The 12,775-nt window shown below is 36.5% G+C and carries 15 protein-coding genes; 1 reads left to right on the forward strand and 14 read right to left on the reverse strand.

Annotation, left to right across the window (positions count from 1 at the left end):
• A complete protein-coding gene (locus DEU39_RS23820) occupies positions 1 to 771 on the reverse strand; it encodes a DUF4241 domain-containing protein (RefSeq protein WP_120233609.1) in 771 nt (256 codons plus the stop codon).
• A gap of 230 nt (positions 772 to 1,001) precedes the next feature.
• Here DEU39_RS23820 and DEU39_RS23825 point away from each other — a divergent pair, with 230 nt between their 5' ends.
• The gene (locus tag DEU39_RS23825; protein WP_062672187.1) at positions 1,002 to 1,679 is read left to right on the forward strand and encodes a CPBP family intramembrane glutamic endopeptidase; all 678 of its coding nucleotides are present in this window, start codon (positions 1,002 to 1,004) and stop codon (positions 1,677 to 1,679) included.
• Positions 1,680 to 1,736: 57 nt separating this feature from the next.
• Here DEU39_RS23825 and DEU39_RS24600 read toward each other — a convergent pair whose 3' ends face one another.
• From DEU39_RS24600 to DEU39_RS23885, 13 genes are all read right to left on the reverse strand, one after another.
• Positions 1,737 to 1,898 carry a bacteriocin-like protein gene (locus DEU39_RS24600; protein WP_157885761.1) on the reverse strand — a complete coding sequence of 54 codons (162 nt, stop codon included), beginning with the start codon at positions 1,896 to 1,898 and terminating at the stop codon, positions 1,737 to 1,739.
• Between the two features lie 125 nt (positions 1,899 to 2,023).
• Entirely contained in the window at positions 2,024 to 2,749 is a 726-nt protein-coding gene (locus DEU39_RS23830; RefSeq protein ID WP_062672188.1) for an XAC2610-related protein, read from the reverse strand.
• 118 nt (positions 2,750 to 2,867) lie between these two features.
• Positions 2,868 to 5,363 carry a phenylacetic acid degradation bifunctional protein PaaZ gene (paaZ, locus tag DEU39_RS23835; RefSeq protein ID WP_120233610.1) on the reverse strand — a complete coding sequence of 832 codons (2,496 nt, stop codon included), beginning with the start codon at positions 5,361 to 5,363 and terminating at the stop codon, positions 2,868 to 2,870.
• Between the two features lie 8 nt (positions 5,364 to 5,371).
• Entirely contained in the window at positions 5,372 to 5,644 is a 273-nt protein-coding gene (locus tag DEU39_RS23840) for a hypothetical protein (RefSeq protein WP_120233611.1), read from the reverse strand.
• Positions 5,645 to 5,658: 14 nt separating this feature from the next.
• Positions 5,659 to 6,486, reverse strand: coding sequence for an alpha/beta hydrolase (locus DEU39_RS23845; protein WP_120233612.1), 828 nt, complete (start codon positions 6,484 to 6,486; stop codon positions 5,659 to 5,661).
• Positions 6,487 to 6,504: 18 nt separating this feature from the next.
• On the reverse strand, positions 6,505 to 7,098 hold the full coding sequence (locus tag DEU39_RS23850) for a transferase hexapeptide repeat family protein (RefSeq protein WP_047373921.1): 594 nt from the start codon (positions 7,096 to 7,098) through the stop codon (positions 6,505 to 6,507).
• A 96-nt stretch (positions 7,099 to 7,194) separates the two neighbouring features.
• The gene (gene pcaF / locus DEU39_RS23855) at positions 7,195 to 8,400 is read right to left on the reverse strand and encodes a 3-oxoadipyl-CoA thiolase (RefSeq protein ID WP_120233613.1); all 1,206 of its coding nucleotides are present in this window, start codon (positions 8,398 to 8,400) and stop codon (positions 7,195 to 7,197) included.
• 89 nt (positions 8,401 to 8,489) lie between these two features.
• Complete coding sequence (locus DEU39_RS23860) at positions 8,490 to 8,903, reverse strand: PaaI family thioesterase (protein ID WP_034695815.1); 414 nt, start codon at positions 8,901 to 8,903, stop codon at positions 8,490 to 8,492.
• A 9-nt stretch (positions 8,904 to 8,912) separates the two neighbouring features.
• Positions 8,913 to 9,221: a hypothetical protein gene (locus DEU39_RS23865; protein ID WP_120233614.1), complete on the reverse strand. Its 309-nt coding sequence runs from the start codon at positions 9,219 to 9,221 to the stop codon at positions 8,913 to 8,915.
• A 92-nt stretch (positions 9,222 to 9,313) separates the two neighbouring features.
• On the reverse strand, positions 9,314 to 10,447 hold the full coding sequence (locus DEU39_RS23870) for a 3-hydroxyacyl-CoA dehydrogenase NAD-binding domain-containing protein (protein ID WP_120233615.1): 1,134 nt from the start codon (positions 10,445 to 10,447) through the stop codon (positions 9,314 to 9,316).
• Between the two features lie 106 nt (positions 10,448 to 10,553).
• Positions 10,554 to 11,354 carry an enoyl-CoA hydratase/isomerase family protein gene (locus tag DEU39_RS23875; protein ID WP_120233616.1) on the reverse strand — a complete coding sequence of 267 codons (801 nt, stop codon included), beginning with the start codon at positions 11,352 to 11,354 and terminating at the stop codon, positions 10,554 to 10,556.
• A 142-nt stretch (positions 11,355 to 11,496) separates the two neighbouring features.
• Positions 11,497 to 11,961 (reverse strand): 1,2-phenylacetyl-CoA epoxidase subunit PaaD, encoded by a 465-nt coding sequence (gene paaD / locus DEU39_RS23880; RefSeq protein WP_120233617.1) that lies wholly within the window; start codon positions 11,959 to 11,961, stop codon positions 11,497 to 11,499.
• A gap of 3 nt (positions 11,962 to 11,964) precedes the next feature.
• Complete coding sequence (locus DEU39_RS23885) at positions 11,965 to 12,774, reverse strand: alpha/beta hydrolase (protein ID WP_120233618.1); 810 nt, start codon at positions 12,772 to 12,774, stop codon at positions 11,965 to 11,967.
• Between the last annotated feature and the right edge of the window lies 1 nt (position 12,775).

Raw genomic sequence — 12,775 nt, forward strand, 5'->3', positions numbered from 1 at the left:
TTAGTTTTTAGAAAAAATAAAATTTTCAGGCTGATCATCATCAATATCCTCATCTTCATCTTCTTCACTTAAAGCCAGTTCAATATCAATAAATTGAATATATAAACCACATATCTCTCCATTGCCATCATAAGCAAAATAAACAGGGTAGCTGCCGTCACCAAAGCCGCTGGCAAACATCGGAATCTGATAGTCGGTACCTGGAACCGTCCAGTTGATCCAGTCTCCTGCTTCTCTCTGATTGTTGGGATAATCTTTATAGCTCTGTGAGAAAAGCTCTGCAAAATAATCATCATAAACATTGTCGACATTTATTTCATCAACAAATTGATCTACAAAAGGAAGCACTTCTTTATCCGCAATACAACCTAAACCAGCATCCACCTCAAAACCAAAAAAATCTTCATCGGTTACCCCTTCCAATTCTTCAATCCCGACCAATGCTTCTCTATAAATAACAGGTTTTTCTTTGGTAAATTCAACTTTTATAACAGCATATCTATCTCCCCAATCTTCAGATTTTACTACAGCAATAGCTACAGGAAAATTCCCTTTCGGAGCCTGAATAAAATAAGGCGATTGATTGCCATTCAGGGATACCAGCGGATCTCTTACCACCACTTTTCCGGAAGGAAGAGAAACATTTCCAATTTTCATGGTCTCCATTTTCAGCCCCATAATTTCATCAGAAATAAAATAGGTTTCCAGATCTGTAGGACAAACCAGAATATTTTTTACTTCTTCCCATTTTTGCATCCATTTTTCGTTCATTGCTCTCGATTTTATGATTGAATTTTAAAATTAGTACTTTTTTACAAGAGAAAGAAGAAGCTGAAACTAAGAATATGTTAAAACTTAATCATTCACTTAAATAAATTATCGATCAAAAAGAAACTGAATTATCATATTTCATGATCCTCTTCCTAAGTTTTAATTCATATTATTTTTTTTATTAAATTCGTTTTCAATGAAATAGCGATTTCACCTAAAACTTTTAACCTATGATCGGAATTATCATTGAGCTTATCATTTCATGGCTTCTCCTTAAGTTTATAGCAAAAAAGGATCTTTCTGTTTTAGGATTTAAGCCTAATTCAACAAGGCTGGCTCATTGGAGCATTGGTCTTCTTTTGGCTGCTGCTATTTGCAGCCTTTATCATATCATGACAACTGCATTCATCAATAATGGCTGGATTCTGAATAAGCAACTTACATTATCCGCTGCATTAATGGGTATATGGTGGGTTCTGAAGTCTGTATTGTTTGAAGAATTACTTTTCAGAGGAGCTTTGCTTTATCTTGCTATAGAAAAATGGGGTACGACAAAAGCCTGCCTTTTATCTGCTGCGTGCTTCGGAATCTACCATTGGTTTTCTTATAATGCATTTGGAAATCCTTTTCAGATGGGAATTATTTTTGGAATGACTGCTATCTTTGGGTGGATGCTGGCTGTATCTTTTGCTAAAACTCAATCTCTATATCTTCCTATAGGTCTCCATCTGGGCTGGAATTTGTTTAATATTATTGTATTTTCAAATGGTCCGTTAGGCAAACAGCTTTTCATGAAAGCCAATATAAACCATTTGGAAGGAATCCCTTCATTGCTTGTTTTTTTGTTTCAGATATTCGCGTTACCCATTTTAATGTACGGATATTTTAAGTTTAAGAAAAAAATATAAAAAAACTGCCAATCACGAGGAGTAGCAGCTTTGTGTATTGTTTTAAGTTAAAAAAGTCTAAGAATCCGCACAGATATAACATGCTCTGGCAATATCAGGCCATCTTCCAGGAAGACAACAGCTTCCGGGAGGACAAGGATTAAGGGTGCAAGACCAGTTTGGCCCGGCTCCTTTAAGAGATCTCAACTCATGTCTTGAAAGTTTTTTTAAGTTTTTCATAGTGGTTTGTTTTGATGTTCTCTCCTACTCTATATGCTTTTCGGATTTCGCCTATTAAAGTTAGTAATTTTTCAAACAAAAAACCATAACTAACTGAAATAATGAATATTTCAATTTATACAAGACTAATATTCTAAAGGCTTATAATTTCTAAAAACCTTATAGAGATCCTTATCATTTCCTTTGAATACTTTTTCTTCAATAACCTTAAACTTGCCTGTAGAATCTTTTTCTTCCACCACTATTTTATCAGAAACATCCACTCTGGCAAATTCTTGAAGAGAGTCTTTTCTGATTGTAAGAAAGGATGTGATAGTAGAGCCAGTTAAAATCAGTGAATTAATACAATTTAATTTAGGATTATAAGTTAAGTTTGGATAAGATTCAGAATTTTTGATGTGGATGAAATCTTTATTCTCGGGATCATAAACAAATAATGTCATCACTATATTTCCTCCTCTTCCTGCGATTCCACTTTGATAAGTCACATCATTAAAGCCATCATTATTAAAATCACCAATTTGAACATCTAAACCCGTTACTCCATCTTTGATAAATTTAAAAGTATTTTTTAATTCCCAGGTATGAAACATAGATCCTTTACTTTCCACCCAAATATCTTTTAGATCATAAACATTCAAGGTAACAAATACATCACCATTCTTAATATGTCTAAATTTTTCAAACTCTACTTTAGTTTTACCTTTTCTTCCCACATTCAGACTGTCAACAAATTTTTCTTCAGAATAATAGCCGTCTTTATCTTGTTTTAGATTTCCTGAACAGGAAAAAAGAAATAAAATTGAGAAAGCGCAAAAGACAATGTTAAAAGAAGTTTTTAATGATTTCATGATTAAAAATTTTCAAATTTTATTACTTATGTTAAGGTTTCAAACCTTGGCAGGAGTTATTAAAAAGTCCCTTTCAGTTTAAACCGGAAGGGACTCTAAATTTATATTTTATTTTGAATTAAATCAATCCAAATTGTTGGAAGTGGTGTGTAAAATGCTTTTTGTGCATCAGTTCCCACATTTCTTTATTCAGCTTTCCGAAAACGTAATTCATGTGCTCTGCCTGCGGGTTTTCCTTATAGTAGATCACAAACTTCTTCAGGTTATCCATGAATGACAGTTTTGCTGCTTCCAGATTTTTATGTTTGGGTTCCGGAAGTGAACCGTCCTGCGGAAGGAATGGAGCTGTAAATTCTTTTGGCATTGCTCTGTGGTTGTAAAGAGAATCCTGCCATTTTTCAAGATTTTCTTCTGGAGTAAAGCATTTTTCTGCTTCAGGCTCTCCAAAGCTTACCAATACCGTCTGTTCAAGATGTTCTAACATCTGCTGAGGAGACATTTTTCCCCAAAGTGCAGGTGTACTTTCTGTTAATCCATTCAGTATTTTCTGAACATTTTTCAAATTCAGATCAATGAAAGGAGATTGTTTTGCTACCAGTGTTAAAATTGTTGCCACGCAAACTACCTCATCTCTTTGGTTTACAACTTCAACCAGCCATTTTACAACACCTGAAGGAATATTTCTTCCTTTTACTCCTCTGTTGATTTTCTCTTTTGCTGTCAGATAAACAGTGATCGTATCTCCGGCATATACAGGCTTGAAGAAACTACATTCTTCTAATCCGTAATTGGCAATAACAGGCCCTTTTTTACCTGAAACGAATAATCCCGCTGCTGCTGAAAGAATGAAATATCCGTGAGCAACAGTCTTATCGAAAATAGTACCTGTTAAACTTGTAGCATCTGTATGGGCATAGAAATGATCCCATGAAACATTGGAGAAATTAACGATATCTGCGTCAGTAACCGTTCTTCCTGCTGTTTCCAAAGAATCTCCTACTTCCACTTCTTCAAAATATTTCTGGAAAGGATGTTTATCTGAGAATTTTTTCTCTGCTCCCTGCTGGTAGATCTTAGTAATAGCTTTCAACACATCCGGTGATCCCTGGATTGCTGTTTTCTGTAAGAAGAAATGAAGACCGCTAAGTCCGCCCATTTCCTCACCGCCACCAGCTCTACCAGGACCTCCGTGCATTAATGTCGGAAGTGGAGAACCATGACCTGTGCTTTCTTTGGCGTTATCTCTGTTCAATACAAAGATTCTTCCGTGCTGGGAAGCCATTTTCCATGAAGTCTCTGCGATAAAGTTCTCATCGTGAGAAACAATAGATCCTACCAGACTTCCTTTTCCTCTTTTTGCCAGTGCAGCTGCTTCTTCAGCATCTTTATACGGCATCAATGTAGATACTGGTCCGAAAGCTTCTACATCATGAGAGATATTTTTTTCAAAAGGCCTGTCGTTCAGGAATAATTTCGGGCTCATAAATGCACCATTTTCATAGTTAGCATCTATCAGTTCGTGTTTACCGTCATAGACAAGTTCTGTTTCTGATTTTAATAGGTTTACTTTTCTCAGAACTTCTTCGTACTGCTGTCTTCCCACCAAAGATCCCATTTTGGTTTCTCTGCTTAATGGGTTTCCGATTTTTGTTTGATCTAAAGCTTTAGATAAAGCATTCTGAACATCACCGATTAAATGCTCGGGAACGATGATTCTTCTGATCGCAGTACACTTCTGCCCTGCTTTTGTCGTCATTTCGTTACGAACTTCTTTGATGAACAGATCGAATTCAGGAGTTCCCGGCTTTGCTTCCAATCCAAGAATTGAACAATTCAGGGAATCTGCTTCCATATTGAAACGAACCGCATTTCCTGCAATAGATGGCAGTGATTTTAATTTTCTTCCTGTATTGGCTGAACCTGTGAACAATACAGAATCTCCATCCTGTACATAATCTAAGATATTTCCTGGTTCTCCGCACACTAACTGAACAGCTCCTTCAGGTAATACTCCACTTTCAATCATATCCTGGAATACAGCATTGGTAAGGTAAGACCCGAAAGGAGATGGTTTTACAATAGAAGGCACACCCGCTAACAATGAAGTTGACAATTTTTCCAACATACCCCAAACCGGAAAGTTATAAGCATTGATCTGTACTGAGACTCCTTCACTAGGCGTTAAGATATGTGTTCCCAGGAAAGTTCCGTTAGCAGAAATCTTCTGGGTATCACCATCTACCCAAAATGAAGTATTCGGAAGCATTCTTTTTGCCAATCCGGAATAGGTAAAGAAAGTTCCGAAACCTCCTTCAATATCCACCCATGAATCTATGTGGGTAGCTCCCGTCTTGTATGATAAGTCGTAGTATTTTTTCTTTCTTTCCAGTAAGTAAAGTGCTACTTTTTTCAGCATTTCTCCACGATCGTAGAAAGTCATTGAAGAAAGGTTTTTGTACCCTACGGTTCTTCCGTAGTCAAGAGCCTGTTCAAAATTAAGGCCTTCTGTATCGGAAACAGCTACCTGTTCTCCTGTAACGGCGTTGTACAAAGGAACTCCGTTTCCGGTACCTTCTACCCATTGTCCGTAGATATAGTTTTTTAACTTTTCCATATAGTTTTTTACTTTTTGCTTAGATTAATCTTTTTGATAAGGTTTCTGATAACCAGGTAAGGAATAAAAAGTGCCAGCCACCCATCTAAAATGATAACAATTTCAATAAATAAATTATAGAAATAATCTTTACGCTCTAGCTTAGCTATTACCTCATCTGATTCAACATGTTCCAAAGCATCTGAAATTCCTATTGATTCTTCTACAAAGTGAAATCCTAAAGCATTCACAATGATTATGATGATCAGTATTATGATCCAATATTTTTTCAGACTGCTCATCAACTGGAAGTGATTTATTTCGGTTCCTGATAAGGAAACAATTTCACTAATCCTTCATACAAACTTCTGTGAAGAATGGTTGCATGATTGTCTGTTTCCATCATTTTATATTCTAATGTCCAGTTTTTCTTTCCTGCTTTTTTCAAAACATCATAGAAAACTTCTGCATCTTTTATCATTACCGGATGTTCACCTTTTCCTACAGAAACGTAGACAAACTTTTTAGTGTCCGGGGATTTTGAAAGCAGTTGTGGAGCTTGTTTTAAAAGGCTTTCATCATCCCACCACAAACTTGGACTGATAATAAAATAGTTATTGAACATTTCCGGCTTTTTTAAAAGGATTTCCGTTGCCAATAGTCCTCCCAAAGACTGACCGAAAAGGTATTTATCTGCAGTTTTAAACTGACTTTCCACGTAAGGCTTTAGTTCTTTTTCAACGAATGCAATAAACTTATCTGAATGTCCTGTTGTAGGATAGTCTTTTTGTAAGTCTTTCAAATCCGTATGAAAGGTAAAATCTCTTTTTCTGTCTACATTAGCAACTCCCACCACAATGGTTTCCGGCATGGAATACATCTGATTAAAGAATTGTACTAATCCTGTAACGTGAATAAAATCTTCGTTCATACTTCCATCTAATAAATAAATTACCGGGTATGATTTTGTTTTATCATATCCCTGTGGAAGATATATATTCAGCGTTCTGTCTTCATTTAAGGTTTTGGACTTAATGGTCCTCACTTCTCCTATTGTAAGCGGTTTTGTAGCAACAGTCTGTGCTGATAACGTACACCCCACCGCAAACATTATGCTGCATGCAAGCGCAATTTTTTTAATCATATTTAATTGTAATGGTTATTATTTTATATCATCCCAAATACTGTAATCCACAATTTTAGTTGGGATCTGCTGAACATATTCTGTAAACGGTTCGCAAGGTAGAATAGCTTCTTTTCCTTCTCTTGCCAGCTCCTGATATAATTTTGTTCCTTCTGTTTTCCAGTGAATCATTTCATCAGAAACATCACGGATCACTTTTGCAGGACTTCCTACCACCAGTTTTCTTGGTTCACATCTGAAATTGGCTGGTACAAAAGCTAATGCTCCAACAATACTTTCGTCGCCGATATAGGCTTTGTCCATTACCACAGAATTCATTCCAATCAGACAGTTTTTTCCAATGTGCCCGGAATGAATAATCGCGCCATGTCCGATGTGTGCAGATTCTTCCAGGATCGTTTCTATATTCGGGAAAACGTGAAGGGTACAGTTTTCCTGCACATTAGCTCCGTCTTTAATGATAATTTTTCCCCAGTCACCGCGAATGACCGCATTGGGACCAATATAGACTTCCTCACCTATTTCTACATTCCCGATAATGACTGCCTGCGGATGAATATAAGCAGAAGGTTTTATAATGGGACGTATCCCGTGGTATGAGTAGATGTTCATATTTTTTAATTTGAAAATCTGAGAATGGAATAATTTGAAAATTAATAATGGTTTTAAACGTTTTCAACTTCTCAAATTAACTCACTTTCAAATTCATTATACTTTTTCGATGACCATTGCATATCCTTGACCTACACCGATACAAAGGGTACACAATGCATATTTTTTATCCTGCTTCTGAAGTTCTATTGCTGCAGAACCTACGATTCTTGCTCCGGAAACTCCCAGTGGATGACCGATTGCAATTGCACCTCCGTTCGGGTTTATTCTTGCATCGTCATCTTTCAGCCCTAAACTTCTTGTTACAGCCAATGCCTGTGCTGCAAATGCTTCGTTTAGTTCAATAATGTCTATATCTTCAAGAGAAAGATTTAATCTCTTTAATAATTTCTGAGTAGCTTCTACCGGTCCGATTCCCATAATTCTTGGTTCAACACCTGCCACGGAAGATCCCAGAATTTTTGCTTTGGGTTTCAACCCATATTTTTTAACAGCTTCTTCACTTGCTAAAATCAAAGCAGCGGCTCCGTCATTCATTCCTGAGGCGTTTCCGGCAGTTACCGTTCCTTCTTTTCTGAAAGCGGGACGAAGTTTGGCCAACCCTTCCATCGATGAAGTTGGTTTAATGAATTCATCTTTTTCGAAAACGATCGGATCACCTTTTCTCTGAGGAATTTCAACTTTTACAATTTCTTCTGCCAGCCTTCCGCTTTCCTGAGCCTTAGTTGCTTTCTGCTGAGACCAAAGGGCAAATTTATCCTGATCTTCTCTGTTGATCTGGTGAATATCCGCTAAGTTTTCAGCTGTTTCTCCCATTCCATCAACGCCGTATAATTCTTTCATTTTTGGGTTGATGAAACGCCAACCGAAAGTAGTATCAAACATCTGGCTGTCTCTTCCGAAAGCTGCGCTTGGTTTTGACATCACGTAAGGTGAGCGGGTCATATGCTCTACTCCTCCTGCAATATAAATTTCTCCTTCTCCTGCAGCAATGGAACGGAATGCATTGGCTACCGCAGACATCCCTGAAGCACACAATCTGTTAACAGTCTCTCCTCCAATTTTATAAGGAAGACCAGCTAATAAAAGTCCCATTCTGGCAACATTTCTGTTATCCTCACCCGCCTGATTGGCACATCCGAAAATAACGTCTTCAATTTCCTCAACTGGAACTTCAGGGTTTCTTGCTACCACTTCTTTGATCACAATAGCAGCCAGGTCATCTGCTCTTACTTCTGATAATCCTCCCTGCAGTTTTGAAATGGGAGTTCTGACATAGTCTATGATGTATACGTTGTTCATTTTTATTTGATTTAGGCTTTAAGCTTTATGCAGTAGGCTCTGTCAGCTTCAAAAAAGCTTACTGCCTATTGCTTCAAGCTTACTGCTTATTATAATTCTGTTACTTTTTTCCCGATTTTGTAAACTGTTCCTACAAATTTTGCAATCAGCTCTTTATTTTGATTGGTAATCTGAATGTCATAAACAGCTGTTTTCCTCGTATCATTGACCAAAACACTTTCTGCTCTGAAAACATCACCTTCCTTTCCTGCTTTGGTAAAATTGATGATACAGTTCAATGCTACAGCTGCATCTCCGGTATTATTAGAGGAAAATGCCAGCGCAGAGTCTGCAAACGCAAAGGTAACTCCGCCATGAACTGTTTTAAGTCCGTTCAGCATATCCTTCTTGATTGGCATTTCTATTAAACAGTAATTTTCTTTTACTTCAATCATTTTAATATTCATCCACTGGGAAAAATAATCCTGATTGAACATATAATCTGCTACTTGTCTTGGATTCATTTCTGTTAATTATATGTTTATTATTTCTTCATACAGCTCATCTGATAATCTGTCGTAAACACTCATGGTTTTCCCAAGAATAATCTGCCCGTATGAAAGGTTTTCTGAGTCTGATGAATTTTCAGAGGGATAGGATTCGTTTAAATCAATTCCATTTTCGTTGGCCAATCTTTTGATCAGCTCTTTATATTTCTCATTAAATTTTCCTAAAAGCTCAAGTCTTTCCTGCTCATCAACGGAGGAAGCTTCCTGAGTTAAATACTGTTTCTCAATTAAAAGTCTGGTCTCCAGTTCAGCCCTGAATTCATCTATATTCATTATTTTTTTAAATGTAGCAATTTAACAATCTATCAGTTTAGCAATGTTTATAAAATGATTGTTCCATTGATAAACTGATACATTGGTATATTTTATAATTTACGAAGTAAAGGACTTTGTCTGTATCTTTCTTCCTGATATTCTTCATAAAGATTCTGAAGGGTTTCGGAGATTTTTGCATATCCGATTTCTTTACCCCAGCTTAATAATCCTTTTGGATAGTTAACGCCTTTTTGCATGGCCAACTCGATATCTTCATCATTGGCTACTCCTAATCTTTTCGCTTCAACAGCCTCATTGATCAACATGGAAATGATTCTTAAAAAGATTTGTTGGTATAAAGCATCGTCTTTCTGAGGAATAGGTTTTTCTGCACCTTCGCTGTAATCATAAAACCCTTTTCCTGTTTTTCTGCCGTGAAGTTTGGCTTCAGACATTCTTTGCTGTAATAAAGAAGGTTTGTATTTGGGATCGTAGAAATAATCTTTGTACACAGTAGTTGTTACTGCAAAATTGACATCTACTCCGATAAGATCCATCAATTCAAAAGGTCCCATTTTGAAGTTCCCAAATGTTTTCATAGCATCATCTACCTGTTCCGGTGTGGCGATGTTTTCTTCAACAATTCTCAAGCCTTCTCCGTAATAAGGTCTTGCAATTCTGTTGACGATGAATCCTGGAATATCTTTGGCAATAACAGGAGTTTTCCCCCATTCTTTCATGAGGTTGTAAATTTTTTCTGCTAATGTTTTTTCTGTTAATAAGGATGGAATAACTTCCACTAAAGGCATCAATGGAGCCGGATTAAAAAAGTGAATTCCGATGAAACGCTCCGGTTTTTTGAGTTCTGCACCCAGAGAGGTGATAGAAATAGATGAGGTATTGGAACTGAGAGCACAACTTTCAGAAACATAGTTTTCAAGTTCTGTAAACACTTTGGTTTTGATCTCTTTGTTTTCGATAATGGCTTCTATAATCAGCTCACAATCTTTGAAATCTTTCAATTCGGTAGCAATAGAAATATTAGCTAAAATTTCAGTCATTTTCTCTGCCGAAATTTTTTGTTTATCAACCAATTTGGTCAAGGTTTTTTCCAAACCTACCGTTGCCGTTTCTACTTGTTTTGCGTTGGCGTCATAAACCCATACTTTGCATCCGTTCGTTGCGGCTACTTGTGCAATGCCGATTCCCATGGTTCCGGCACCGATAATTCCTACATATTTCATAATGTAACAGTGTATCAATGTAACAATGTAACAATCATTGTCATGCTGAGCTTGTCGAAGCATCTCATTGATAAACTGCTACATTGGTACATTGTTATATTAGTTCTTATTTTCCTTTATAATTAGGTTTTCTTTTCTGTAAAAAGGCATTTACTCCTTCAATGAAGTCTTCTGTTTCTGCAGCTTCCTGCTGAAGATCACCTTCCAGTTCAAGCTGTTCTTTCAATGTGTTGTTATAAGAATTGGCAAATGCTTTTTTCGTAAGCTTGATGGCTGCTGTCGGCATGTTTGCCATTCTTTCAAGAATTTCCATAGATTTCGGAACAAATTCTTCTTCAGTGAACACTTCTGCTACAAGGCCATGTGCTTTAGATTCTTCTGCAGATAATTTTTTACCTGTAAATGCTAAATAATTGGCTAATTGTCTACCTAGAAGTTTCGGTAAGAAGTAAGTTCCTCCTGTATCAGGAATCAAACCGATATTTGAAAATGCCTGAGCAAAATATGCTTTCTCATTCGCTAAAACGAAGTCAGAGATTAACGCCAACATTGCTCCAGCTCCTACTGCAGGACCGTTTACTAAAGCAATAACCGGTTTTTTGCAACGGGTAACTTCCATTACTAATGGATTGTAATAGTCTACCACAATTTTTCTGATGATGTCATGATCATGGTGTTCTTTGCCTACTACAAAAGCTTCGTCCAGATTCTGACCTGAGCAGAATGCTCTTCCTCTTCCGGAAATGGCAACACATCTTACCGTTTCGTCTTCGCTGCACTCTTTAACAAAGTCTCTAAGATCTGATAAAGCCGGTTTTGTAAGGGCGTTCATCGTGTCCGGTTGGTTAAGATATGCGATTTTCAGCTTTCCGTCAAAATGCGTTTCAATATCAAGTTGTGTATACATAGTTTTTATTAATTTATTATTTAACAACGCACTAATTTAACAATATAAATCAATGTAACGGTCTAATAATTTAACATTCTAACAATTCCTTCGTTATGCTTTGCATAGCCGTAAAATTTGTTGTGTATGGGTTGATTATTCATCAATGACATTTAAAATAATCAAATGGCTCCAGGCAGTCTAAGCATTGATAAGAGGCCTTACACAAAGTAGACCCAAATCTGCTGATCTGTTTGGTATGCTCGGAACCACAGCGCGGACATTTTTTCGGTTTTCCGATGTGGTGTTCGTCTGCTCCTTTTTCGGGAGGAGTGATTCCGTAAGCACGAAGTTTTTCTCTCGCTTCATCAGTAATCCAGTCTGTTGTCCAGATCGGAAACATCTTGGTGACTACTTTTGCATCCCATCCGTTTTCTTTCATCATTTTGATAATATCCTCCTCAATGGTAAACATGGCAGGACAAGCGGAATAAGTAGGTGTAATGATCACTTCACAGGTATTTTCACCTGTAATCTGTGCATCTCTTACAATTCCTAATTCCACAATATCAATGACCGGAATTTCCGGATCGGGAATGGTTTTTAATAAATCTAAAAGCTGATTCATATTTTATTTTTTATCAGAATCAAGGATTATTTTCATTGCTTTCTGATAATCTAAATTATCTGTTATGCCGTTGTGATACTGATCTTTTAATACAATCAGACAATCACCTTTTTTAAAGTTATTTTTAAGTTTTAAAGAGGCTTTATAGTTAATAACCTCATCTTTATCACCGTGAAAAATAACGACTGGTGACTTAACGGTTTTTAAATATTCACAAGTCTCAAAATTATATTTCAGTAAAAACTTCGGAAGGAATGAAAATTTCTGATTCATTTCATCTTCCATACTGTAATATGGTGCCTGTAAAATCAATAATCCTGCATTATGCATGGATGCTAATTTTGCAGCTAATCCTGTTCCTACAGAATATCCCAAAATAATAATTCTATTCTCAGGATATCGTTTTAAAAGCTCTTTGTAAGCATTCTCAACATCCGAAAAAAGCTGGTCTTTACTGTTAATTTTATCTTCGCTTTTTCCATATCCTCTGTAATCAAGTATAAACGTATCATAGTTCATACTCCGATATAATGGAGCTACTTCTCCCCAACCTTTTATCGATCCTCCGTTTCCATGAAGATAAAAGATGACTCCTTTTAGGTTTTGTGCTTTGAATAAAACAGAGCTCAAATGCTTTCCATCCTGCATTTTAATGGGTGCTTCTTCAAAGTCACCATCAAATGTAAACTTGTAATTTTCGGGTAACTTTTCAGGATAAAAAATAATTTTCTCCTGATAGAAATAGATTCCAACACATAGTATCACATAGGCTGCAAGAAAAAAAGCCAATATCCCAAGAAGCAACTTCTTCATA

Origin of the sequence: Chryseobacterium sp. AG363 (genome assembly GCF_003610675.1) — a bacterium.
Classification (GTDB): Bacteria; Bacteroidota; Bacteroidia; order Flavobacteriales; family Weeksellaceae; genus Chryseobacterium; species Chryseobacterium cucumeris.

What these genes read in the sequence shown, in the direction of transcription:
- paaD (WP_120233617.1), bottom strand. Translation starts at nt 11,961, where the DNA reads ATGAATCAGCTTTTAGATTTATTAAAAACCATTCCCGATCCGGAAATT.
- DEU39_RS23845 (WP_120233612.1), bottom strand. Translation starts at nt 6,486, where the DNA reads ATGATTAAAAAAATTGCGCTTGCATGCAGCATAATGTTTGCGGTGGGG.
- DEU39_RS23875 (WP_120233616.1), bottom strand. Translation starts at nt 11,354, where the DNA reads ATGTATACACAACTTGATATTGAAACGCATTTTGACGGAAAGCTGAAA.
- DEU39_RS23885 (WP_120233618.1), bottom strand. Translation starts at nt 12,774, where the DNA reads ATGAAGAAGTTGCTTCTTGGGATATTGGCTTTTTTTCTTGCAGCCTAT.
- DEU39_RS24600 (WP_157885761.1), bottom strand. Translation starts at nt 1,898, where the DNA reads ATGAAAAACTTAAAAAAACTTTCAAGACATGAGTTGAGATCTCTTAAA.
- paaZ (WP_120233610.1), bottom strand. Translation starts at nt 5,363, where the DNA reads ATGGAAAAGTTAAAAAACTATATCTACGGACAATGGGTAGAAGGTACC.
- DEU39_RS23825 (WP_062672187.1), top strand. Translation starts at nt 1,002, where the DNA reads ATGATCGGAATTATCATTGAGCTTATCATTTCATGGCTTCTCCTTAAG.
- DEU39_RS23830 (WP_062672188.1), bottom strand. Translation starts at nt 2,749, where the DNA reads ATGAAATCATTAAAAACTTCTTTTAACATTGTCTTTTGCGCTTTCTCA.
- DEU39_RS23870 (WP_120233615.1), bottom strand. Translation starts at nt 10,447, where the DNA reads ATGAAATATGTAGGAATTATCGGTGCCGGAACCATGGGAATCGGCATT.
- DEU39_RS23865 (WP_120233614.1), bottom strand. Translation starts at nt 9,221, where the DNA reads ATGAATATAGATGAATTCAGGGCTGAACTGGAGACCAGACTTTTAATT.
- DEU39_RS23850 (WP_047373921.1), bottom strand. Translation starts at nt 7,098, where the DNA reads ATGAACATCTACTCATACCACGGGATACGTCCCATTATAAAACCTTCT.
- DEU39_RS23860 (WP_034695815.1), bottom strand. Translation starts at nt 8,903, where the DNA reads ATGAATCCAAGACAAGTAGCAGATTATATGTTCAATCAGGATTATTTT.
- DEU39_RS23840 (WP_120233611.1), bottom strand. Translation starts at nt 5,644, where the DNA reads ATGAGCAGTCTGAAAAAATATTGGATCATAATACTGATCATCATAATC.
- pcaF (WP_120233613.1), bottom strand. Translation starts at nt 8,400, where the DNA reads ATGAACAACGTATACATCATAGACTATGTCAGAACTCCCATTTCAAAA.
- DEU39_RS23820 (WP_120233609.1), bottom strand. Translation starts at nt 771, where the DNA reads ATGAACGAAAAATGGATGCAAAAATGGGAAGAAGTAAAAAATATTCTG.